This is a genomic window from Streptomyces silaceus, assembly GCF_001419745.1.
GTDB lineage: Bacteria > Actinomycetota > Actinomycetes > Streptomycetales > Streptomycetaceae > Streptomyces > Streptomyces silaceus.
On the sequence record NZ_LIRJ01000360.1, the window covers coordinates 1 to 21,162 of the forward strand.

A 21,162-nucleotide genomic window follows, 5' to 3' on the forward strand; every position below is an offset into this window, starting at 1 on the left:
CAGCGCGTCGGCGTCGCCGACGGCGGCGAGCACCTCGTGGCCCTCCTCGGCGAGCAGCCGGACCAGGCCCTCCCTCAGCAGGGTCGAGTCCTCGGCCAGGATTACGCGCACGGCAGCTCCGCGGTGATGGTGGTGGGTCCCCCGAGGGGGCTGTCGACCTGCAGTGTGCCGTCGAGCGCGGCGACCCGGCTGCGCAGGCCGGTCAGCCCGCTGCCCGCCGGGTCGGCGCCCCCGACACCGGTGTCGCGGACGAGGACGGTCAGCGTCGCGCCCCGCCGCGCCACGCGCACGAAGACCTCCTCGGCGGCGGAGTGCTTGGCGGCGTTGGTGACGGCCTCCGAGACGACGAAGTAGGCGGCCGTCTCGACGGGGGAGGGCAGCGGTTCCGCGACGTCGTACTCCATGCGCACCGGCAGCGCGCACCGCTCCGACACCCCGCCGAGCGCCTCGCGCAGGCCGAGGCTGTCGAGCGCGGTGGGGTAGACCCGCCAGGCCACCTCGCGCAGTTCGGTGAGGACTTCCTGGGCTTCCTTGTGGGCCTGTTCGAGCAGGGCGTCGGCGCGCTCGGGGGTGCGGCCGCGGCGGGCCCGGCCGAGCAGCATGGCGAGGGCGACGAGCCGCTGCTGGACGCCGTCGTGCAGATCGCGCTCGACGCGGCGCCGCTCCACGTCGACGGCTTGGACGACCGCGGCGCGGCTGGTGGCGAGTTCGTCGATGCGGCGCTGGAGCAGCTCCCGCTCGGAGGGGCCGAAGCACTCGCGGGCGAGGCGGGCGTCCTGGTCGGTCAGCGCGCGCAGACCCTGCACGGCGAGGAAGAGCAGGGTGCCGCCGAGTACGACCTGGCTGAGCACGTCGACCCAGGTCATGGACGTGTCGATCAGCGAGACGGCGAAGATCCCGGCGAGGACGGCACCGAAGTCGACCAGGGCGACGACGATGCCGCACAGCAGTCCGGAGTACGTGCGGGCCGCGAGGTAGCGCAGGATCTGCTGGTCGGTGGCGCGGTGGTCGGGGAACGTGTCGTGGAAGAAGACGGAACGGCGCCACCGCTCCAGGACGGTGACCTTCCGCGCGCCCGCGACGAGCAGCGCGTGGGCGCGGGCGCGGGTGCGCGGCCAGAGCAGGAAGGCGCCGAGTGCCGCGCCGGCGACGACGAAGTAGACGAGCCCGAGCAGGGCGGTGAGGCAGCCGATGAGCACACCGGCGACCCTCAGTACGAACGGGGCGGCCACGGGCTCCTTCACGTCGTCCGACACTAGTCGACTCCTAGTCGCCGCGACGGTGACGGGGCCCGGCCCCGGCACCGGCCCGGGGCCGGTTGCGCGAGCGCACGCGGACCACCACCCAGACGGCGGCGGCCGCGAGGACGCTGACGAGGACGACCTTGGAGAGCAGGCCCACGTACGTCTCGACGGCGTCCCACTGGTCGCCCAGCCAGTACCCGGCCAGGACCAGGACCGAGTTCCAGATCAGGCTGCCCAGCGAGGTCAGGGCGAGGAAGACCGGCAGCCGCATGCGCTCCACGCCGGCCGGCACGGAGATCAGGCTGCGGAAGATGGGCACCATCCGGCCCAGGAAGACGGCCTTGGTGCCGTGCTTGGCGAACCAGGCCTCGGTGCGCTCCAGGTCGGACGTCTTGACCAGCGGCAGCTTCGCCCACAGGGCGTGCATGCGCTCGCGCCCGAACAGCACGCCGATCCAGTAGAGGGCCGCCGCGCCGACCACCGAGCCGAGCGTCGTCCAGAACAGCGCGGAGGCCAGGCTGATGACGCCCTGCCCCGCCGCGAAGCCGGTGAGCGGCAGGATCACCTCGCTGGGCAGCGGCGGGAAGAGGTTCTCCAGGGCGATGGCGAGCCCCGCGCCGGGCCCGCCGAGCGTGTCCACCAGATCGGCCGCCCACCCCGCGATGCCACCGGCGGGCTCCTGCGGGAGGGCGAGAGTCATGAGGTCCATGCGAGCAACGCTAGAAAGCGCAGGTCAATGACGGTATGGGGGTTGCCGTCGCCTGGGGGTGCGGTTTTCCGCACCCCCAGGGGCGCGTTCGCCTACCGGACCCCGCTCTCCGTCGCCTCGACGGGCGGCCCGGAGGCGGCGGGGGGACCGGAAGCGGTGGGCGTTCCGGGACCGGCTGGTGATCCGGGAGCGGCCGGTGATCCCCCGGTGATCCCGGACCGGTCGGCGTTCCGGCGGCGCGGCGGTTCCTCCCGCGGTCGAGAAGCGTCAGGAGCGGTCCGGTCATGGCCGTGGTGACCAGTGCCATCACGATCAGCGCGAGGACCATGGGCCCGGTGAGGATGCCGGAGCTGAACCCGGCCTGGAGCACGATGAGTTCGGTCAGTCCCCGGGTGTTCATGAGGACGGCGATCGTCCGCGCCGTCTCCCGGGGCCGGCCGCCCCGGCGTGCTCCCAGATAGGCGCCGAGACCCTTGCCCAGGCAGCCGAGGACGACGGCCGAGGCGATCAGCGGCCAGGAGGTGTCGGCGAACGACCCCGTGAGCACGGTGACGCCGGTGACCACGAAGAACGCGGGGGCCAGGGCGGAGCCCGCCCGGGTGACGGAGGCCACCGCCCGCTCCCACGGCGCGCCCTCGTCCTGCGGGATCGCGAGTCCGACCAGGGCGGCACCGAGGATCGCGGTCATCCTCCGGCAGGCGTCCTGGGCGGCGCGGGTGCGCAGCCCGTACCGGACGGCCGGCGCGCACACCGCGCCGAACGCGAGCGCCCGCACGGAGTGCAGGGAGTCCGCGAGGCTGCCCTTGCCGAGGCTGATGGCGAGCGTCAGCAGCAACCGGCCCACCGCGTCGATGAAGATCGCCGAGCCCAGCGCCATCCGGCCCGCCGTCGGCCGGGACATCCCGCGGTCGGCCAGGATGCGCGCCATCACGGGGACGGCCGTGATGGACATCGCCACCGCGACCATCAGGAGGAAGGCGGGCAGCGGGGCGCCGCCGCGCGCCGCGTCGTCGTCGGTGAGCAGCACCAGACCGGCCAGGAGCAGTCCGGTCACCAGCGGCGGCACCAGGGATCCGGCCGCCACCCAGGCCATGCCGCGCCGCGGCGGTCTGCCGTGGTCGGTGCCCAGTCTGTGGGCCAGGCCGACCAGGAACAGCACGAGGCCGGCCTGCGAGGCGAGTTTGATCAGATCGAACACCGGGTCCGGCAGGACCGTCTCGAACGTGTCCCGCCCGAGCAGGGCGATGACCACCGGGCCGGAGAGCAGCCCGAACACGATCTCCCCGATGACCTCGGGCTGGCGCAGCGTCCTCGCGACGATCCGGCCCGCCAGGGCGAGCACCAGGATGACGCCGAGCGCCACCGCGGAGTGGGCGAGGAGCCCGAGATCCAGAACGTGCTCTTCCAGTATGTCCATTTCTCGAACCGCCGCCCCGTGGCAGTGGTGTTGGGAGAAGTACTGGTGAGCGGCCGACAGCGCTGCGGCCGGCCGCCGGGTTCTCGTGCGCGTTGCTGTGAACCCCCGCTCGACGCCGAAGTGGCGTGCGGCGAGAGGGCCTTGGACGCCTGGAGCTCTGTGCCGCCCGTGCCGAGCAGGGAGCAGAGGTACGAGAGATGCGAGAGGTGTGAGTGGGGCGGCAGGCCGTGATCGTACGTGAATCTTGAACCGTCGTCAGGGAGTTGGGCCGTCTCCGGGGGTGGGGCGAAGCGCGTCGGCGGCCGCCGATCCTGGTTGACGCTCCATTCCTTCACGTGTAACTCTGCACTTACACCCGTAGGTTGAAGATGACTGCGATGAGGGGGCCGGGTTCAGTGAAGAGAGAGCCGCTTACCGTGAGGGTGGCGAGTTGGAGTGCGCTGCACCCAGGGCGGGCCATCGCCGGATGGTTCGCCTTCGTCGCCCTGTGTCTCGCCCTGGGGGGCCTGGCCGGCACGAACGACGCGGGCGACAGGGACTACTGGGTCGGCGAGGCGGGACGCGCCGAGGCCATCGCCACCGACGGCGGCCTCCAGCACAAGTCGGCCGAGCGCATCATGATCACCAACCGGTCCGACGCCCCGCTCGGCGCCGGGGCCGAGGGCGCCGCGCGGGACGTCGTCGACCGGATGAGGAAGCTCGACCCCGTCCGCCACGTCGCCGAACCGGTGCGCTCGGAGAACGGCCGCATGCTGATGGTCGAGGTGACGCTGAAGGGTCCGCGACTGGAGGCCCAGAAGCACATCGGCCCGCTCCTGGAGACGACCGCGGAGGTCCAGGAGAAGAACCCCGGACTGCGCGTCGAGGAGACCGGCGACGCCTCCGTCGAGGTGGGCCTGGACGACCAGCGCGGCGAGGACCTCGCGACCACCGAGACCATCACCTTCCCGATCACGCTGATCACCCTGGCGCTCGTGTTCGGCTCCGTGGTCATGGTCGGCGTACCGCTGCTCCTCGCGGTCTCCTCGATCGGCGCCTCCATCGGGCTGTCCCAGCTGATCTCGCACCTGATCCCCGACGCGGGCGTCGGCAACAACGTCATCCTGCTGATCGGCATGGCGGTCGGCGTCGACTACACGCTCTTCTATCTCAAGCGCGAGCGCGAGGAACGCTCCCGCGCGGGCGGCCGCCTCGGCGCCGAGGCCCTCGTGGGCATCGCCGCCGCGACCTCGGGCCGCGCGATCGTGGTCTCCGGCCTCGCGGTGATCCTCTCCACCGCCACGCTCTTCCTCGCCACCGACGTCATCTTCTCCTCGCTCGCCATCGGCACGATCGTGGTCGTCGCGGTCGCCGTGCTCAGCTCGATCACCGTGCTGCCCGCCCTGCTGGTGAAGATCGGCCGGCGCGCCGACCGCAGGGCCGCCCGTGCCGCCGAGCGCGGCAAGCGGGTCAAGCGCCGCAGGCCGGAGGAGACCGGCCGGGTGTGGACCGCGCTCCTCAAGCCCGCCAGGAACCACCCCGTCGGCACCCTCGTGGTGTCGGTGCTCCTCATGCTCGGTCTCGCGGCCCCCGTCCTCGGCATGGAGCTGCGCGTCCTGAGCACGGCCACCCACTCCCGTTCCATCCCGGAGATGAAGGCCTACGACCGGCTCAACGAAGCCTTTCCCGACCTGCTGGCCGAGCACTGGGTGGCCGTACGCGGCGACGCAGGGAACAAGCAGCGGATGCGCGCGGCGCTGGACGCCCTGGCCGAGCGGGCCACGGACGACGCGCTGTTCTCCAGGAAGCGGCCCGAGCTGGAGACCGCCGAGGACGGCACCATCGCCATGATGACGCTGTCCGTGCCCCACGAGCTGAACTCGTCACAGGCGCAGGACTCGCTCAGGCACCTGCGGGACGACATGATCCCGGCGACGCTCGGCACGGTACGGGGTCTGGCGTACGGCGTCAGCGGCCCCGTCGCCCAGGACGTCGACTACCTCGCCCACCAGAACGACAAGCTGCCCGTGGTCATCGGCTCCCTGCTGCTGCTGACCTTCGTCATGACGGCCCTGGTCTTCCGCTCCGTGGCCATCTCCCTGCTCGGCGTGCTGCTCAACCTGCTGTCCGTCGCCGCCTCGTTCGGTCTGGTGGTCGTCTTCTTCCAGTGGGGCCTCGGCTCGACCCTGTTCGGCTTCGAGGAGAGCGCCACCAGCGGCATCGGCTCGCGCGTCCCGCTCTTCCTCTTCGTGATCCTCTTCGGCCTGTCGATGGACTACCAGGTCTTCGTCGTCAGCCGGATCAAGGAGGCCGCGCTGAGCGGGGTGCCGACCCGGCAGGCGGTGATCGAGGGGATCAGCAGGTCCGCCAAGGTGGTCACCAGCGCGGCGGTCGTGATGGTGACGGTCTTCGCGAGCTTCATGTTCCTGCACCTGGCCGAGATGAAGCAGATCGGCTTCAGCCTCGCGGTGGCGGTCCTCCTCGACGCGTTCGTCATCCGGACCATGATTCTTCCGTCGGCCATGATCCTGCTGGGCGACGCGAGCTGGTGGCCGCACGACGAAGGCCCCCCGCGTGAACGGAGGGCCTTCGCTGTCGGTGCGCCGCCAGGGACTCGAACCCCGGACCCGCTGATTAAGAGTCAGCTGCTCTAACCAACTGAGCTAGCGGCGCTTGCTGACGAGAAAATAGTACCTGGTCCGAGAGGGTGCCCGTGACCACCGGCCGCCCGCGCCGCCCCGCGCCTAGATCGCCAGGGAGAGCAGCACCGGCGCCGCCCCGCGGTTCAGCGTGTCCGCGGCCTCGCGCAGCCGGTGCGCGTGCTCGACCGGCAGGGACAGGGCGAGACAGCCCACGGCGGCGCCCGCGGTGATCGGGACGGCCGCGCAGACCGTGCCGACCGCGTACTCCTGGAGGTCGAGCACGGGGACCGTGGCCGGCTGGGCGGCGAGGCGGTTGAGCAGCACCCGCTCGTTCGTGATCGTCCGCGAGGTGAGACGGGCCATCTTGTGGCGCGAGAGATGGTCCCTGCGGCCGTTCACGTCGAGCTGGGTGAGCAGGCTCTTGCCGACCGCGCTGGCGTGGGCGGAGGAGCGGAAGTCCACCCACTCGTTGACCGCGGGGGTGCGGGGGCCCGCGGCGAACTCGGTGACGCGGACCTCGCCGTCCAGATAGCGGCTGATGTAGACGGCGGCGCCGATGGAGTCGCGCAGGCCGTCGAGGGTCTGCTGGAGCTTCTCGCGCAGGGCCTCGTCGTGGTGGTGGGCCGAGCCGAGGCGGCTGAGCGACTCCCCGGTGACGTAGGCGCCGGTCGCTCCGTCGGTGAGCTGCTCGACGTAGCCCTCGCGGCGCAGCATGCGCAGGAGCGGGGAGAGCCGGACGACAGGGACGCCGCTCTCGCGGGCGAGCTCGGCGGCGGTCACTCCGGTGCCGTGCCGGGCGACGATCTCGAGGACCCGCAGGGCGCTCTGGACGGAGTGGTGCGGCGCGGTCGCCTCGTGCTTCAACACCACGACTTCCCCCTGCGTGGAACCGTTCCGGACAGTTGGGCTCGTTCCACGATAACCGGCAAGTAGCGCGTTCGGAGCGGCTGTTGAGGAGATTGTCGGCGCGTTCCGGCCCCGCCGACAGGAACGCGCCGCTGTGGCATATGCCCCGGTCGTCCACGCGTCGTGCCCCGGCCGCGCCCCGGGCCGCGGATCCGGTCCGCGGCCCCGGGCGGTGCGGTCCCCGGTCAGAGCACCGCGCTGAGGAATTCGCGGGTCCGCTCGTGCTCCGGCTCCGTGAAGATCTTCTCGGGCGTACCGGACTCGATCACCCGGCCCGAGTCGAACATCAGCACCTGGTCCGAGATGTCCCGGGCGAAGTTCATCTCGTGGGTCACGCAGAGCATCGTGATGTCCGTGGTGTGCGCGATGTCGCGCAGCACGTCCAGGACGCCGGCCACCAGCTCCGGGTCGAGCGCGGAGGTCACCTCGTCGAGCAGCAGGACCTGCGGGCGCATCGCCAGGGCCCGCGCGATGGCGACCCGCTGCTGCTGGCCGCCGGAGAGCTGCGTCGGGTACGCGTCGCAGCGGTCGCCGAGCCCGACCAGGTCGAGCAGCTCGCGGGCGCGCTGCTCGGCCTCGTCCTTGGGCAGGCCGAGGACGCTGACCGGCGCCTCCATGACGTTGCGCAGGACCTTCATGTTCGGGAAGAGGTTGAACTGCTGGAAGACCATCCCGATGTTCTTGCGGACCTCGCGCACGTGCTTCTCGCCCGCCGGGACGAGCTTGCCGTTCCTCTCCTCGTGGGTGAGGTAGGTGCCGCCCACCTTGATGGTGCCCTGCTCGGGCTTCACCAGCGTCATCAGGAGCCGCAGGATCGTCGTCTTGCCGGAGCCGGAGGGGCCGATCAGCGTCACGTGCTTGCCGGAGGCGACCGAGAAGTCCAGCTCGTCGAGGACGACGTTCGAGCCGTAGCGCTTGACGACCTTGTCGAAGCGGATCAGCTCGCTGCCGTCGACGGCCGGGTTGGGGATTTCCTGGGAAGTGCTGCTGTCAGCGGACAAGGCGACGCTCCAAAACTCGCAGAAGAAGAGAGGCCGGGTAGGCGATGACGATGAAGGCGACACCGACCACGCTGATCGCCTCGTAGGTGAAGGTCGTCTGGCTGAATCCCTGGGCCTGGCCCAGCATGTCCAGCGCGCCGATGGCCGCCATCTGCGGCGACTCCTTCAGCATGACGATCACGTAGTTGCCGAGCGCGGGGATCACCCTGCGCACCGCCTGCGGCAGGATCACGGCCGTCCAGGTGCGGCGCTTGGAGAGGCTGAGCGCGGTCGCCGCCTCCCACTGGCCGGCCGGTACGCCCTCGATCCCGGCCCGGTAGACCTCCGAGGTGTACGTCGAGTAGTGCAGCCCGAGCCCGACGATGCCCGTGGTGAGGGGCGACATCGAGGGACCCCACTCCGGCACCACGTAGAACAGGAAGAACAGCTGCACCAGGAGCGGGGTGTTGCGGATGAACTCGGTGACCGCCGTGACCGGCCAGCGGATCCACTTCTTCTCCGACCGCTGCGCGACGGCCCAGACCAGGCCGAGGGAGAAGGCGATCAGGGTGCCGAAGAACAGCGCCTTGAGGGTGAGCCACACGCCGTCCCAGAAGAGCGGCATGAAGTCGTCGACGTTCGACCAGTCCCAGTTCACTTGGCACCCCCCGTGCCGGTGACGGCATCGATCGACGACGACGAGCGCACCCCGCCGAACAGGCCGGTCTTCGCGGGCGCCTGCCCGACCCGCTTCTTGGCGTGGCGCTCCAGGAGGCGCATGCCGCGGGTGAGGAGGAACGCGAGGACGAAGTACAGCACGAGCAGCAGCGTGTAGATCGGCGCGCTCTCGTTCTTCACGAGCCTGAGCAGGTCACCCGCGAAGGTCATGTCGGCCACCGCGATGAGGGAGACCAGCGAGGTGCCCTTGAGCAGCTCGATCAGCAGGTTGTTGAACGGCGGGATCATCTCCGGCCAGGCCTGCGGCAGTTCGATGCGGCGCAGCCGCTGCAGCGGGGTGAAGTTGAGCGCGATGCCCGCCTCGCGCTGCGCGGGCGGCACCGCGGCGAGCGCGCCGCGCACGATCTCGGAGGCGTACGCGCCGTAGGTGATGCCGAGCGCGAGGATGCCCGCGGCCATCGGCTGGAAGCTGATGTGGAACACCGGCGGCACCGTGAACGCGATCCAGAACATGAAGACCAGCGACGACGTGCTGCGGAAGATCTCGAAGTAGGCGCCCGCGAGGAAACGCACGATCCAGACGCGGGACGTGCGCAGCACGCCGATCGGGAAGGCGATCACGAAGGCGAGGGCCGCCGAGAGGAAGGTGACCTGGATAGTGATCCAGATTCCGGGCAGGAACCAGTTCTGGAAGAACTCCGACGACATCATGAGGAGGAGCCCTTCGCCGGGGGACACAGCTTCTCGACGGTCAGGTCCGTCATCTCGGCCTCGGTGAAGCCGAACGGCTTGACGATCCGCAGCAGCTCGCCGCTCTCCTTGAGCTTGTGCAGCTCCTTGTTGAAGGCGTCCCGCAGGGTCTTCTCCGAGTTGCGGAAGGCGAAGCCGCCCGCGCCGTAGGCGGGCTTGCCGTCGACGACGGGCTGGAAGGGCTTCGTCGCCTCGACCCGGGGGTTGTTCTTGATCACCGTGCGTACGGTGACGTTGGTGCCGGCGAAGGCGTCCACCCGGCCCTGGGTCACGGCGTCCATGCCCGCCACCTGGTCGGGCAGCACGAGGACGGACTTCACGCCCGCGGCCTTGGCGTAGTCGATCTCCGCGTACGCGGTGCCGCTCGCCAGCTTCAGACCCTTCTTGGCGATGTCCTCGTAGGTCCTGATGCCGTGCGGGTTCCCCTTCTTGACGATGAAGGAGTCGAGCATCAGATAGTCGGGGTCCGAGAAGAGCACCTGCTCGCAGCGGACCGGGTTGATGTACATGCCCGCCGACACCACGTCGAACTGCCGGGCCTGCGTGAGCCCGGGGATCAGGGCGCCGAACTTGGTCGGCACCGCCTTGACCTTGGGCACGCCGAGGCGAGGGAAGACGACCTTGGCGATGGCCGGCGCCTCGCCGGTGACCTCGCCGTTCTCGTCGATGTATCCGAACGGGACCTCGCCCGCGACACCGATACGGACCGTGCCGTTCTCCCGCAGCCGGTCCAGTAGATCGCCCCCCTCGACCTTCCCTTCCTCGGGCACCCGGCTGCATGCCGAGAGCCCGAACGCGGCCATCGCCGCCCCGCCCGCTCCGGTGAGCAGGGCGCGGCGGCGGACCGCTCTGCCTATGAATCCCTCGTCGTTCCCAAGTGGTGGAGCCATGGGCGCGCGGCTACCCGACTCGACACGAGATATGCCGGTGAATTCTGGCCCCTGATGCAATCGTTGTGCTCTTGACCCAGGGAGGAGCATGGGAAACATGGCAGAGCGATTCATCGAAGTCTCCCTCGCCAAGCGGGGAGTTCAGTGCACGGCAAAGCTGCTCGACGACCGGGCTCCGGTGACCTGCGCGGCGGTGTGGGAGGCACTGCCGCTCGGCTCGGACGTCTATCACGCGAAGTATGCGCGCAATGAGATCTACGCCCTCTTCCCGGCTTTCGCGGACCGCGAGCCGCCCCTGGAAAATCCGACAGTCACCCCTATTCCCGGAGATCTCTGTTATTTCTCGTTCTCCGGAACGGAATTGGGGACTCAGGCCTACGGCTACGAGCCGGCGGCCGACGTGAAGGCGGGCACCACCGTGGTCGACCTCGCCCTGTTCTACGAGCGCAACAACCTGCTCCTCAACGGCGACGTGGGCTGGGTCCCCGGCATCGTCTGGGGCCAGATCGTCGACGGCCTCGACCGGATGGCCGAGGCCTGCAACGACCTGTGGCGCGCGGGCGCGCAGGGCGAGACGCTGAACTTCCGGCGGAAGTAGGGCCGTCCGGCGATCGAGGACCGGGGCCCGGGGCGACGCTCCCGGGTGCCTACGCCACGGGAGGCGGCGCGACGCCCGCGGCCCCGGCCTCGTACAACGCGTGCGCCGCCCGGAGCACCACCGTGTCGGTATGCCGCGCCCCCACGATCTGCACCCCGATCGGCAGCCCGTCGTCGTCGAGCCCGCAGGGGACCGTCGCGGCCGGCTGCTGGGTCAGGTTGAAGGGGTACGTGAAGGGGGTCCAGCCCGTCCACCGCCGGTGCCCCGAGCCCTTGGGCACCTCCACGCCCGCCTCGAACGCGGTGACCGGCAGCGTGGGCGTGACCAGCAGGTCGTACGTCGTGTGGAAGGCGCCCATGCGGCGGCCGAGGTCCATGCGGGCGTCGACGGCCGCGAGGTAGTCCAGCGCGCTGTACCGCGCGCCCTGCCCGCAGACCTCCCGCAGCCCCGGGTCGAGCAGTTCCCGCTGCGCGGGCGAGAAGTGCTGCACCACGCGCGCGGCCCCGCTGAACCACAGGGTGTGGAAGGCGTCCACCGGGTCGGAGAAGTCGGGGTCCGCCTCCTCGACGTACGCGCCCTGCGCCGCAAGCGACTCCACCGCGCGCCGCACCGCCGCCGCGACGGCGGGCCGCACCGCGACCTGCCCGCCCAGCGAAGGGGAGTAGGCGACCCGCAGCCCGCGCACCCCGCCGTCCAGGCTTGCCCGGAAGCTGCCCGCCACGGCCCCCAGCTGCGACCAGTCGCGCGGGTCGGGGCCCGTGATCACCTCCATCATCAGCGCCGCGTCGGCCGCGTCGCGCGTCATCGGGCCGACGTGCGAGAGCGTGCCGAAGGGGCTCGCGGGATACAGCGGCACCCGCCCGTACGTCGGCTTCAGCGCGAAGATCCCGCAGAACGCGGCGGGGATCCGCACCGAACCGCCGCCGTCCGTGCCGAGCGAGAGGGGGCCCGCGCCGACGGCCACGGCGACCGCGCTGCCGCCGCTGGAGCCGCCCGAGGTGCGCGAGGGGTCGTACGGATTGCGGGTGATGCCGCTCCGCGGGCCGTCCGTGACGCCCTTCCAGCCGAACTCCGGGGTCGTGGTGCGGCCGATGAACACCGCGCCGTGCTCCCGCAGCCGGGCCACCGACGGCGCGTCCTCCTCCCAACTGCCCTCCTCGCGCACGGTCTTCGAGCCCCGTAGGGTGGGCCCGCCGCGCAGCAGGAGCAGGTCCTTCACGGACACCGGCACACCGTCCACCAGACCCCGCGGCTCGCCCCGCCGCCACCGCTCCGCACTGGCCTGGGCCTCATCGAGGGCGGTCCCGGTCTCCATCCGTACGAAAGCGTTCACCGCGCCCTGGGTCCGCTCGGCCCGCGCCAGCGCGGCACGGACCACGTCGACCGGACTGAATTCGCCCTTGCGGTAGCCGTCGACGAGTTGTACGGCGGTGAGATCCGTGAGCTCGGTCATGCACGCTCCTCAGGAGGCAGTCGGGGGGTGATCAATGCCCAGGGACATACCCACGTTTCTTGTCGACCACGTTCGTCAGCGGCCGGCCCGCCGCCCACGCCTCGAACAACTCCACGAACTGCGCGCCCAGTTCGTCCCGCCAGCCGACCGTGTCACCGCTCATGTGCGGCGAGACGATCAGCCCCGGGACCGTCCACAGCGGGCTCTCCGCGGGCAGCGGCTCGTCCTCGAAGACGTCCAGGGCCGCGCCCGCGATCCACCGGTTGGACACCGCCGTGGCCAGGTCGTCCTCGACGACCAGGGGCCCGCGCCCGATGTTGACGAAGTACGCCGAGGGCTGCATGACGCCGAAGCGCCGGGCGTCGAACATGCCGCGCGTCTCGTCCGTGAGCGGCGCCGCGCACACCACCCAGTCGGCGCGCGACAGCAGCCGGTCCAGGTCCTCCGAGGCGTGCACCCCGGCCCGCGCGGTGCGGCCCACCAGGGCCGTGGTGATGCCGAGTTTGCGCAGCGTACGGGCGATGGCACGGCCGATCGGCCCCGAGCCCACCACGCACGCGCGCGTGCCGGCGATCCGCCGTGTATCGCGGTGCCGCCAGGTGCGTTCGCGCTGCAGGTCCAGGGTGCGCGGCAGGTCCTTGGCCTGGGCGAGCACCAGCGCCGCCACGTACTCCGCGATGGGCTCGTCGAAGACGCCCCGCGCATTGGTGACCAGCGTGTCGGAGGCCGCCAGCTCGGGGCACATCAGGTGGTCCACGCCCGCGCTCGCCGTGTGCACCCAGCGGGGCCTGCGTCCCTCGCCCGGCCAGGCGCGGCGCACCGCGTCCGAGCTGAAGTCCCACACCAACAGCGCGTCCGCGAGCGGCAGTTGCTCCGCCAGGGTGGACGCGTCCGCGTGCAGGACGCGGGCCCGCCCGGTCAGCCGGCCGAGGCGGGGCGCCGGCGCGGGAGGCGCGGCGTCAAGGACCAGGACGGTCGTTTCGGACATCGTGCCGGACGTCGTGTCGGACATCGCGGGGAAACCGTTTCGCAATGAGATTCCGCTTCCCTGAGGAGGTGTGGATCGGCCGTCTGAGATGTGCGGATTGACCACGCTGGCACCCGAACCTACCTTCGTCAACAGAGGCACTGCCGTACCGGCATCCCGACAATCGCGTACTCTCCGTGCAACCGCTCGCACCCTCTGTGCGGCACGCCCGCGCAGGCATCCCCGTCCCGACGTCCCGGCACGTCGCCGGCATCGCACCTCCCCGGCCACCGGCCGGTCCCTGAACAGCACGCACGAACTTGGGGCCTGCTCATGGACGTCTCCTTCCTCGGCGGACCACACCCACAACGCGGTGTCGGTGTCGTCGCTCCGTTCGACTTCGCCCTCGACCGCGAACTGTGGCGCTGGATCCCGGACGAGGTCTCCCTGCATCTGACCCGTACTCCGTATGTGCCCGTCGAGGTCAGTCTGGATCTCGCGCGTCTGGTCAGCGAGCACGAGACGCTCGCCGACGCGGTGCGCGCGCTGGCCGCGGCCGAGCCCGAAGTCCTCGCGTACGCCTGCACGTCGGGCAGCTTCGTCGGCGGCACCGCCGGCGAGCGCGCGATGTGCGAGGCGATGACGCGCGAGGGCGCCGTCTCCTCCGTGACCACCTCGGGCGCGCTCCTGGAGGCCCTCGACGAACTGGGCGCCCGGCGCATCGCCCTGGTCACGCCCTACACCTGGTCGGTGACCCGGTCCCTGGAGGAGTACCTCGCCGAGGCCGGCGTCACCGTCACCGCCCGCGCCTACCTCGGACTCACCCGGCACATCTGGAAGGTCCCCTACCGGGATGTGGCGGACATGGCGCGCCGCGCGGTCCACGGCTCCGCCGACGCCCTGTTCATCAGCTGTACGAACCTCCCGACGTACGACGTCATCCCGCAGCTGGAGGCGGAGCTGCGGATCCCGGTGATCTCGGCGAACCAGGTGACGATGTGGTCCGCCCTGCGTCGACTGGGTACGCGTGCGGTAGGGCCCTATCAGGCACTGATCGATCCGGCGGCGCGGCCGGGCGCGAGTCCGCTGAAGCCGCCGGCGCCGCCGCAGGGCCTGCCCGATGGACCATCCGCGGGGCCACCCGCAGAAGGAGGAGGCTGGACGTGACGGCACTCGGATTCCTGTACCCGGGGCACTCGGCCGAGGACGACTACCCCCGCATGGAGCAGATGCTCGACAGCGACATCCGGCTCCAGGTCGTCCACACGGACATCGGGGAGGACGCGCACCGGGTCGACGCGCTCCTGGAGATGGGCTCGGCCGCACGGCTCGCCGCGGGCGTCGAGGAGCTGCGTCTGTCCGGTGCGGAGGCGGTGGTGTGGGCGTGCACCAGCGGCAGCTTCGTCTTCGGCTGGGAGGGCGCCCACGACCAGGTCCGCGCGCTCGCCCGCGCGGCGGGCCTGCCCGCCTCCTCGACGTCGTTCGCCTTCGCCCACGCCGTGCGCGAGGTCGGCGCGGACCGCGTCGCGATCGCGGCGACGTACCCGGAGGACGTGGCCGGGCACTTCTCGGCCTTCCTGAAGGCGGCGGGCACCGAGGTCGTCTCGGTCCGCGGCAGCGGCATCATCACCGCCGCGGAGGTCGGCACCTGGGGCCGCGAGGAGGTCCTCGCGCTGGCCCGCGCGGGCGACCACCCGGACGCGCGGGCGCTGCTCCTGCCGGACACGGCCCTGCATACGGCGGCGTACCTGCGCGACCTGGAGGCCGCCGTCGGCAAGCCGGTCCTGACCGCCAACCAGGTCACGGTCTGGGAGGCGCTGCGCCTGACCGAGCGCCGCGTGCACGCCCCGGCGCTCGGCTCCCTGTTCACCAAGGAGCCGGTCGTCCAGGCGAAGGAGTGAGGCGGTGCGCCGGGGCTCCCGTCAGGGGCTGAGGATCAGCCGGACCACCGTTAACGTCTGGACCGACCCGGAGACGTAGTAGAGGACGATGGCGCCGTTCACCGTGGCCTCCCTGCGGTCGGGGTCCTCCCGTACGGGGGTGGAGCCGTGGCCGTAGGGGTCGCGGCCCACGGTGCGGGCGAGGGCGGCGCGGAAGGCGTCGGCGTCGCCCATCTTGGCGAGGGTGTCGTCGGCGGGCGGCGCGTAGGTGACGCGGTGGCCCCTGCGATGGCGAGGGCTCACGAGGTGCCCCGCCTCTCGGCCTCGTCGGAGGCCAGGCGCGCGAGCCGGGCCTCCGCGTCGGGATCGGGCACGGCCTCCAGCATCCAGTGCCGCATCACCGCGTGGATCTCGTCGACCCCGGCCGCGTTGATGGCCCGGTCGAACTCCGCGCGCCGTTCCTCCGGCAGGGCGGCGCGGATGTCCGGGATGGTGTTGGGCACCTCGACCTCGACTCCGTCGACGAGGGTCTTCAGGGGATCAGCCATGGTCGGCACGGTAGCGCCGCGGGCGGTCCGGGTGCCGGGCGGGGAATAAAACGGAGTGAGCCTCCTGTTGGCCCTCGCGTACCCACGTGACGTACGTACGCAGTGCAGGAGGCACCCCCAGTGACAGTGGACCCGACCGGCGGCGGCACCCGCGACGACCGCGGGGAACGCCCCGACGACGACGGCATCCACGGCGAGCGGCACGGCACCGCGCCCGTGCCCCTGTCCGTGCTCGACCTGGTCACCGTCGGGGCGGGACGCACCGCCACCGACGCCCTGCGCACCAGCGTCTCCCTCGCGAAGCTCGCCGAGAGCCGCGGCTACCACCGCTACTGGGTGGCCGAGCACCACTCCATGCCCGGCGTCGCCTCCTCGTCTCCGGCCGTGATCCTCGCCCACCTCGCCGCCCACACCGGCCGCATCCGGCTCGGCTCCGGCGGCGTGATGCTGCCCAACCACGCCCCGCTCGTCATCGCCGAGCAGTTCGGCACCCTGGAGGCGATGGCCCCCGGCCGCGTCGACCTCGGCCTCGGCCGTGCCCCCGGCACCGACGGCGCCACCGCCGCCGCCCTGCGCCGCACCGACCGCCTCAACGAGGGCGCCGACGACTTCCCCCAGCAGCTCGTCGAGCTGACCCGCTTCCTGGACGACGACTTCCCCGACGGGCACCCGTACGGGCGCATCCACGCGGTGCCCGGCCCGGTCCAGGGGACCTCGCCCGGCGGTGTGCAGTCCACCCACCGCCCGCCGATCTGGCTGCTCGGCTCCTCCGGCTTCAGTGCCCGCCTCGCCGGTGTCCTCGGCCTGCCGTTCGCCTTCGCGCACCACTTCTCCGCGCAGAACACCGTCCCGGCGCTCGATCTGTACCGCGAGTCGTTCAAGCCCTCCGCGGTCCTGGCCGCCCCCTACGCCCTCATCGGCGTCTCGGCCCTCGCCACGGACGACGAGAACGAGGCCCGCCGCCAGGTCATGGCCGCCGCCCTGAACATGGTCCGCCTGCGCACCGGCCGCCCCGGCCTGGTCCCCACCCCCGAGGAGGCGGAGGCGCACCGGTTCAGCGAGATGGAGCGGGAGTTCATCGCCACCTGGAACTCCAACGTCATCCACGGCACCGCCGACCAGGTCCGCACCGGCCTCGATGACCTCGCCAAGCGCACCGGCGCCGACGAACTGATGATCACGGGCAACGCCCACAGCGGCGAACTGCGCCTGCGCTCCTACGAATTGATCGCGGACGCCTACGGCCTGCCGAAGGCCTGAGCACACGACGGAGGGGCCGCCTCCCGGACGGGGAGGCGGCGGCCTAGGAGGCCGCTCCGCCCAACAGGACGGAGATGCGGTCCGGCGGTACGGGCCGGGAGTACAGCCAGCCCTGCCCCGTGTCGCACCCGATCCGGCGCAACCGCTCGGCCTGCGAGGCGGTCTCCACGCACTCCGCGGTCACGGTGAGCCCCAGCCGGTGCGCGAGCTGCACCATCGCCTCGACGATGACCTCGTCGGCGGGGTTCAGGTGCGCCTCGCCCTCCTCGTACTGGAACCCCCGCACGAACGACCCGTCCAGCTTCAGCGCGGACACCGGGAGCCGGCTCAGGTACGCGAGGTTCGAGTACCCCGTGCCGAAGTCGTCGATGGCGATCCGCACCCCCATGTCGCTGAGCGCCTGCAGGGCCTGCAGGGGACGCCCCGCCGAGCCCATGACGGCGGACTCGGTCAGCTCCAACTGGAGCAGTCCCGCGGGGAGTCCGGTCTCGGCGAGGATGTCCGCGACGTCCGCGACCAGGTCGGAGTCCCACACCTGACGCACCGCCACATTGACGCTGACGAAGACCGGCTCGCGCTCGGGGTGCGCCAGCTGCCAGCGCCGGGCCTGCCGGCAGGCGGTCCGCAGCACCCACCGGCCCAGCTGCACGATCGAGCCGTCCTCCTCGGCCAGTCCGATGAACCGATTCGGCGTCAGAAGTCCGAACTGCGGATGCCGCCACCGCACCAGCGCCTCGACGCCCCGCACGCCCTCGTCGTCGAGACCCACCAACGGCTGGTAGTCCAGGACGAATTCGTCGCGCTCGACGGCGGGGCGCAGCGAGCTGGAGAGCGCCTGGCGGGTCATGCGGTGGGCGTTGCGCTCGGGGTCGAAGAGCGTCCAGCGCGCCTTGCCGTCGGTCTTCGCCCAATACAGCGTGGTGTCGGCGGCCTGCATGAGCCCGGTCGTGGTGGTGCCGGCGGCGCGCCGTTCCACCACGCCGATGGAGGCCGAGACGGAGAGCCGCTGACCGGAGAGGTCGAACGGCTCCTGGAGTGCCTTCAGCGTCGTCTCGGCGAGGTCCGCCAGCTGGTCCGTGCCCGTCGACTCCTCGACGAGCAGCGCGAACTCGTCGCCGCCCAGGCGCGCGACCAGCGGCCCCGCCGCCCTGCCGTACCCGGCCTGGTCGGCGCAGCGCATCAGCCGCTCGGCGACGGCGGCGAGCAGCCGGTCGCCGATCCGGTGGCCGAGGGTGTCGTTGACCGCCTTGAACCCGTCGAGGTCGAGATAGCAGAGCCCGATCCGGCCGGTGCTGGTGTCGTCGTAGGCGCCCGCCTCCAGCGCGGCGGCCAGGCGCTCGAAGAACAGATTGCGGTTGGGCAGCCGGGTCACCGGGTCGTGCATCTGCACATGGCGCAGCCGGGCCTGGAGCTCACGGCGGGCGGTGATGTCGGCGGCGGACAGCAGCACGGTCCGTTCGCCGTCCCTGCCGCCTCCGCCGTCCCTGCCGTCACTGCCGCCTCCGCCGTCCCCGCCGGATGTCCCGGGCATCGGCGAGACCGTGATCTGCACCCACAGGGACTGTCCGTCGGGGTGCTTGAGGCGGCGGCTGCACCGCAGCCTGGCCTGCCGGCCGCGGAGCACCTCGCGGTACGCGTGCCAGGTGCGGGCGTCGGAGGCCAGGTCGACCAGGTCCGCGGCGGCGCGTCCGGTGAGTGCCCCGGGGTCCGTGCCGAAGAGGGCGGCCAGGGCGTCGTTGGCGTCGACGACCAGGCCTTCGGCGTCGACGACGGCCAGGGGGAGCGGGGCCGCCATGAAGGCGCCGCGGTGGTCGGCCCGCTCCCGGATGCCGTTCCGCGCGCCGGTCGGCGGGGCCGGGTCGGGTGCCGTGGCTGTCGTGGGTGTGGGCCCTTCGGACGTTCCGTTCACCGCTTGCTCCCGCAGTGCAGTTTGTGCTCGAACAGGTCTCGTCGGGCGGCGGGCAGGTGGCTGGCGGCGGCACGGAGGCCGGGCCCGCGCAGGAAAGTGTGCCGATCATAGAGGCTGGCCAGAGGGCCGTTCCAGCCGCGCCACCGGGCCGGGTGGGGCCCACCGCCGACGGCAGATCGTTTCTGCTCGGCAGTGGACGGGTTCCTTTGCGACCCGACCGCTTGTGTCGATCCGTGAGCGGTCGGGGTGTCGCCCCGCGGCCCGCTCCTCACTCGGAAGGGCCAGACAAACAGGGCAGGCTTCAACAAAACATCACAGGGTGGGTGGGGTGTCCCGCATTCCGCACCCGGAGGTCGACGTGCCGCGTCAGCTCCCCCCTTGGGGACTCACTCGTGGAGGGGAGAATTCCCGTCTGCGCACCACCGCGGCCCTGCTCACCTCACTGACCGCTCTGGCCGCCACCTCTCTGGTCGCGGGCCCCGCGATCGCCGAGTCCGCCGCCGGACCGTGCGCCCTGCGCCGCACCGCCGCGCACCACTCGGAGGGCCTCGACACCTGGAACACCGCCTATCCGCGCCCGGCCAGGAGCCTGGACGCGGTGATGGTCTTCCTCTCCTTCCCGGACTCCCCGCCGCAGACCACCCCCGAGGAGCTGACCGCCGACTACTTCCCCGCCACGAGCCGCTTCTTCGAGCGCGCCTCGTACGGCAGGTTCACTCTGAACCCGCACCCCCGGCGCGAGTGGGTGGAGATGCCGGAGGACTCCCGGTCGTACGCGATACAGCGTGACTGGAACGCCAAGCGGCGCAGCGCCTATCTGCGGGACGCGGTGGCCGCCGCCGATCCGCACGTGGACTTCTCGCGGTACGACATCGTCTACTTCGTCGCCGACCCGGACGCCCCGGGCGTCGACTCGGACGCCACGAAGGTCGTGAACTTCGACCACCCGATGCGGGCCGACGGCACGGACATCCGGCGCATCGTCACGGTCTTCGAGCGGCACCCGCCGGACCGCAACGTCCTGGCCCACGAGACGGGCCACGTCTTCGACCTGCCGGACCTCTACCACCGCCCGACCGACGGCAAGGGCGACTGGGACACCTACGTCGGCGACTGGGACGTCATGGGCAGCCAGTTCGGCCTGGCCCCCGACCTCTTCGGCTGGCACAAGTGGAAGCTGGGCTGGCTGGAGCCGCGGCAGGTGCGGTGCGTGGGCGCGGGCACGGAGCGGCTGACGCTGGAGCCGCTGGCGGCGGCCCCGGCGCCCGGGGCCCGCGGCGGCACGAAGCTCGCCGTGGTCCGCACGGGCCGGGACACGGCGATCGCCCTGGAGGCGCGCGGCGCCACCGGCAACGACCACGCGACGTGCACGGAGGGCGTCCTCGTCTATCAGGTGCGGGGCGAGACGGCGTCGGGCGGCGGGCCCGTCGAGGTCGTCGACGCCCATCCGGACTCCGAGTCCTGCTGGGGCGACTCGGTGTATCCGCAGCTGGCGGACGCCCCGGTGCGGGTGGGGGAGAGCTTCACGGTGCCCGGCGAGGACGTCCGCGTCGAGGTGGAGGGGCGGACGGCCTCCGGGGCGTGGACGGTGAAGGTCACCACGGGCTGAGCCCCGCGGGCGGCCTTCCCGGGCACGCAAGAAGCCCCTCGCTCACGCGAGGGGCTTCTCACTGTCTGTGCGCCGCCAGGGACTCGAACCCCGGACCCGCTGATTAAGAGTCAGCTGCTCTAACCAACTGAGCTAGCGGCGCCTGCTGACGTCGTAGACATTAGCATCCTGATCGCCGCCAGGAAAAATCGATATCCGCACCGCGGACCCCGCGGCCGCCCGCGCGGCCCGTACGCAGGCCCAGAGCATCACCTCGGGGCCCGGCAGCCAGGGGTGCCGGGTGTCCGGGGCGACCAGCCAGCGCGAGGCGGGCCGGTGGACGGGCGTACCGCCGTCCGGGGCACCGCACGCGGTGGGCGGGGGCACCGTGACCGCGTCGCCCGTGCCGTGGCAGAGCACCGAGGGGACCGCGGGGCCCCACTCCTCCCACTCCAGGAGGGACGGCAGGCGCTGGGCGGTGCCGGGGGAGGCGAAGAGCAGCATCCGGCCGCGGTGCGCGGCCACGGGGCCGGAGCCGGGGCCCTCCTCCCACAGCCGGTCGAGCATCCGCCGTCCGAACACGGCCGGCACGCTCACGACGTCGAAGGCGGAGCCGCAGGGCAGGACGGCGGGGGCGCTGGGCCGGGTGCGCCAGAGGGTCAGGGCGCTGAGCGGATACGTTTCCGCGGAGGCGAGCCAGGCGGCTCCGTCGGCGGTGACGTGGCAGGCGTCGCGGGCGGGCCCGGCGGGGGCCGGGTCCGGGG

Annotated in this window: 19 protein-coding genes, 2 tRNA genes and 2 pseudogenes; 6 read left to right on the top strand and 17 right to left on the bottom strand. The window is 71.9% G+C overall.

Annotated elements, in window-relative coordinates:
- From AOK22_RS43090 to AOK22_RS29300, 4 genes and pseudogenes are all read right to left on the bottom strand, one after another.
- Positions 1-111 (bottom strand): annotated as a pseudogene (locus tag AOK22_RS43090) (DNA-binding response regulator); the annotation flags it as partial.
- Positions 102-1,256, bottom strand: coding sequence for a histidine kinase (locus AOK22_RS29290; RefSeq protein ID WP_244165121.1), 1,155 nt, complete (start codon positions 1,254-1,256; stop codon positions 102-104). The gene AOK22_RS29290 and the pseudogene AOK22_RS43090, both read right to left, overlap by 10 nt.
- Before the next feature lie 10 nt (positions 1,257-1,266).
- Positions 1,267-1,953 carry a DedA family protein gene (locus AOK22_RS29295; RefSeq protein ID WP_055701738.1) on the bottom strand — a complete coding sequence of 229 codons (687 nt, stop codon included), beginning with the start codon at positions 1,951-1,953 and terminating at the stop codon, positions 1,267-1,269.
- Positions 1,954-1,963: 10 nt separating this feature from the next.
- Positions 1,964-3,370 carry a cation:proton antiporter gene (locus AOK22_RS29300; RefSeq protein ID WP_055701739.1) on the bottom strand — a complete coding sequence of 469 codons (1,407 nt, stop codon included), beginning with the start codon at positions 3,368-3,370 and terminating at the stop codon, positions 1,964-1,966.
- A 377-nt stretch (positions 3,371-3,747) separates the two neighbouring features.
- On the opposite strand from AOK22_RS29300, the pseudogene AOK22_RS29305 reads away from it, so the two are divergent.
- A pseudogene (locus AOK22_RS29305) lies at positions 3,748-5,916 on the top strand (MMPL family transporter); the annotation flags it as partial.
- Positions 5,917-5,948: 32 nt separating this feature from the next.
- Here the strand turns inward: AOK22_RS29305 and AOK22_RS29310 are convergent.
- The 6 genes from AOK22_RS29310 to ehuB form a co-directional block, all read right to left on the bottom strand.
- Positions 5,949-6,022: transfer RNA gene (locus AOK22_RS29310), tRNA-Lys, on the bottom strand.
- Between the two features lie 71 nt (positions 6,023-6,093).
- On the bottom strand, positions 6,094-6,861 hold the full coding sequence (locus AOK22_RS29315) for an IclR family transcriptional regulator (RefSeq protein ID WP_055701740.1): 768 nt from the start codon (positions 6,859-6,861) through the stop codon (positions 6,094-6,096).
- Positions 6,862-7,082: 221 nt separating this feature from the next.
- The gene (ehuA, locus tag AOK22_RS29320) at positions 7,083-7,898 is read right to left on the bottom strand and encodes an ectoine/hydroxyectoine ABC transporter ATP-binding protein EhuA (protein WP_055701741.1); all 816 of its coding nucleotides are present in this window, start codon (positions 7,896-7,898) and stop codon (positions 7,083-7,085) included.
- On the bottom strand, positions 7,888-8,535 hold the full coding sequence (gene ehuD / locus AOK22_RS29325) for an ectoine/hydroxyectoine ABC transporter permease subunit EhuD (RefSeq protein WP_055701742.1): 648 nt from the start codon (positions 8,533-8,535) through the stop codon (positions 7,888-7,890). The genes ehuA and ehuD overlap by 11 nt, the downstream gene beginning before the upstream one ends.
- Complete coding sequence (gene ehuC / locus AOK22_RS29330) at positions 8,532-9,266, bottom strand: ectoine/hydroxyectoine ABC transporter permease subunit EhuC (protein WP_055701755.1); 735 nt, start codon at positions 9,264-9,266, stop codon at positions 8,532-8,534. Before ehuC ends, ehuD begins: the two co-directional genes overlap by 4 nt.
- The gene (gene ehuB, locus AOK22_RS29335) at positions 9,263-10,195 is read right to left on the bottom strand and encodes an ectoine/hydroxyectoine ABC transporter substrate-binding protein EhuB (protein WP_055701743.1); all 933 of its coding nucleotides are present in this window, start codon (positions 10,193-10,195) and stop codon (positions 9,263-9,265) included. Before ehuB ends, ehuC begins: the two co-directional genes overlap by 4 nt.
- A 97-nt stretch (positions 10,196-10,292) precedes the next feature.
- Here ehuB and AOK22_RS29340 point away from each other — a divergent pair, with 97 nt between their 5' ends.
- A complete protein-coding gene (locus tag AOK22_RS29340; RefSeq protein WP_055701744.1) occupies positions 10,293-10,793 on the top strand; it encodes a DUF3830 family protein in 501 nt (166 codons plus the stop codon).
- A gap of 49 nt (positions 10,794-10,842) precedes the next feature.
- Here the strand turns inward: AOK22_RS29340 and AOK22_RS29345 are convergent, their stop codons facing one another.
- Both AOK22_RS29345 and AOK22_RS29350 read right to left on the bottom strand, forming a co-directional pair.
- Complete coding sequence (locus tag AOK22_RS29345) at positions 10,843-12,246, bottom strand: amidase (protein ID WP_055701745.1); 1,404 nt, start codon at positions 12,244-12,246, stop codon at positions 10,843-10,845.
- 31 nt (positions 12,247-12,277) lie between these two features.
- Entirely contained in the window at positions 12,278-13,258 is a 981-nt protein-coding gene (locus AOK22_RS29350; protein WP_055701746.1) for a D-2-hydroxyacid dehydrogenase, read from the bottom strand.
- Positions 13,259-13,546: 288 nt separating this feature from the next.
- On the opposite strand from AOK22_RS29350, the gene AOK22_RS29355 reads away from it, so the two are divergent.
- Positions 13,547-14,380, top strand: a complete 834-nt coding sequence (locus AOK22_RS29355) for a maleate cis-trans isomerase family protein (protein WP_055701747.1) — start codon at positions 13,547-13,549, stop codon at positions 14,378-14,380.
- Positions 14,377-15,114, top strand: coding sequence for a maleate cis-trans isomerase family protein (locus AOK22_RS29360; protein ID WP_055701748.1), 738 nt, complete (start codon positions 14,377-14,379; stop codon positions 15,112-15,114). Before AOK22_RS29355 ends, AOK22_RS29360 begins: the two co-directional genes overlap by 4 nt.
- A 21-nt stretch (positions 15,115-15,135) precedes the next feature.
- On the opposite strand, the gene AOK22_RS29365 is transcribed toward AOK22_RS29360, so the two are convergent.
- On the bottom strand, positions 15,136-15,327 hold the full coding sequence (locus AOK22_RS29365; RefSeq protein WP_055701756.1) for a hypothetical protein: 192 nt from the start codon (positions 15,325-15,327) through the stop codon (positions 15,136-15,138).
- 65 nt (positions 15,328-15,392) lie between these two features.
- On the bottom strand, positions 15,393-15,641 hold the full coding sequence (locus tag AOK22_RS29370; RefSeq protein WP_055701749.1) for a hypothetical protein: 249 nt from the start codon (positions 15,639-15,641) through the stop codon (positions 15,393-15,395).
- 120 nt (positions 15,642-15,761) lie between these two features.
- On the opposite strand from AOK22_RS29370, the gene AOK22_RS29375 reads away from it, so the two are divergent.
- Positions 15,762-16,901, top strand: a complete 1,140-nt coding sequence (locus AOK22_RS29375) for an LLM class flavin-dependent oxidoreductase (protein WP_425264083.1) — start codon at positions 15,762-15,764, stop codon at positions 16,899-16,901.
- 43 nt (positions 16,902-16,944) lie between these two features.
- Here AOK22_RS29375 and AOK22_RS29380 read toward each other — a convergent pair whose 3' ends face one another.
- Positions 16,945-18,810, bottom strand: a complete 1,866-nt coding sequence (locus AOK22_RS29380; RefSeq protein WP_055701751.1) for a putative bifunctional diguanylate cyclase/phosphodiesterase — start codon at positions 18,808-18,810, stop codon at positions 16,945-16,947.
- Positions 18,811-19,138: 328 nt separating this feature from the next.
- On the opposite strand from AOK22_RS29380, the gene AOK22_RS29385 reads away from it, so the two are divergent.
- Positions 19,139-20,419: a M6 family metalloprotease domain-containing protein gene (locus AOK22_RS29385; RefSeq protein WP_055701752.1), complete on the top strand. Its 1,281-nt coding sequence runs from the start codon at positions 19,139-19,141 to the stop codon at positions 20,417-20,419.
- Between the two features lie 68 nt (positions 20,420-20,487).
- On the opposite strand, the gene AOK22_RS29390 is transcribed toward AOK22_RS29385, so the two are convergent.
- Together AOK22_RS29390 and AOK22_RS39200 are read right to left on the bottom strand one after the other, a co-directional pair.
- Positions 20,488-20,561 (bottom strand) — tRNA-Lys (locus tag AOK22_RS29390).
- The coding region (locus AOK22_RS39200; RefSeq protein WP_063795356.1) for a bifunctional DNA primase/polymerase at positions 20,552-21,162 on the bottom strand (611 nt) is incomplete at its 5' end. The genes AOK22_RS29390 and AOK22_RS39200, both read right to left, overlap by 10 nt.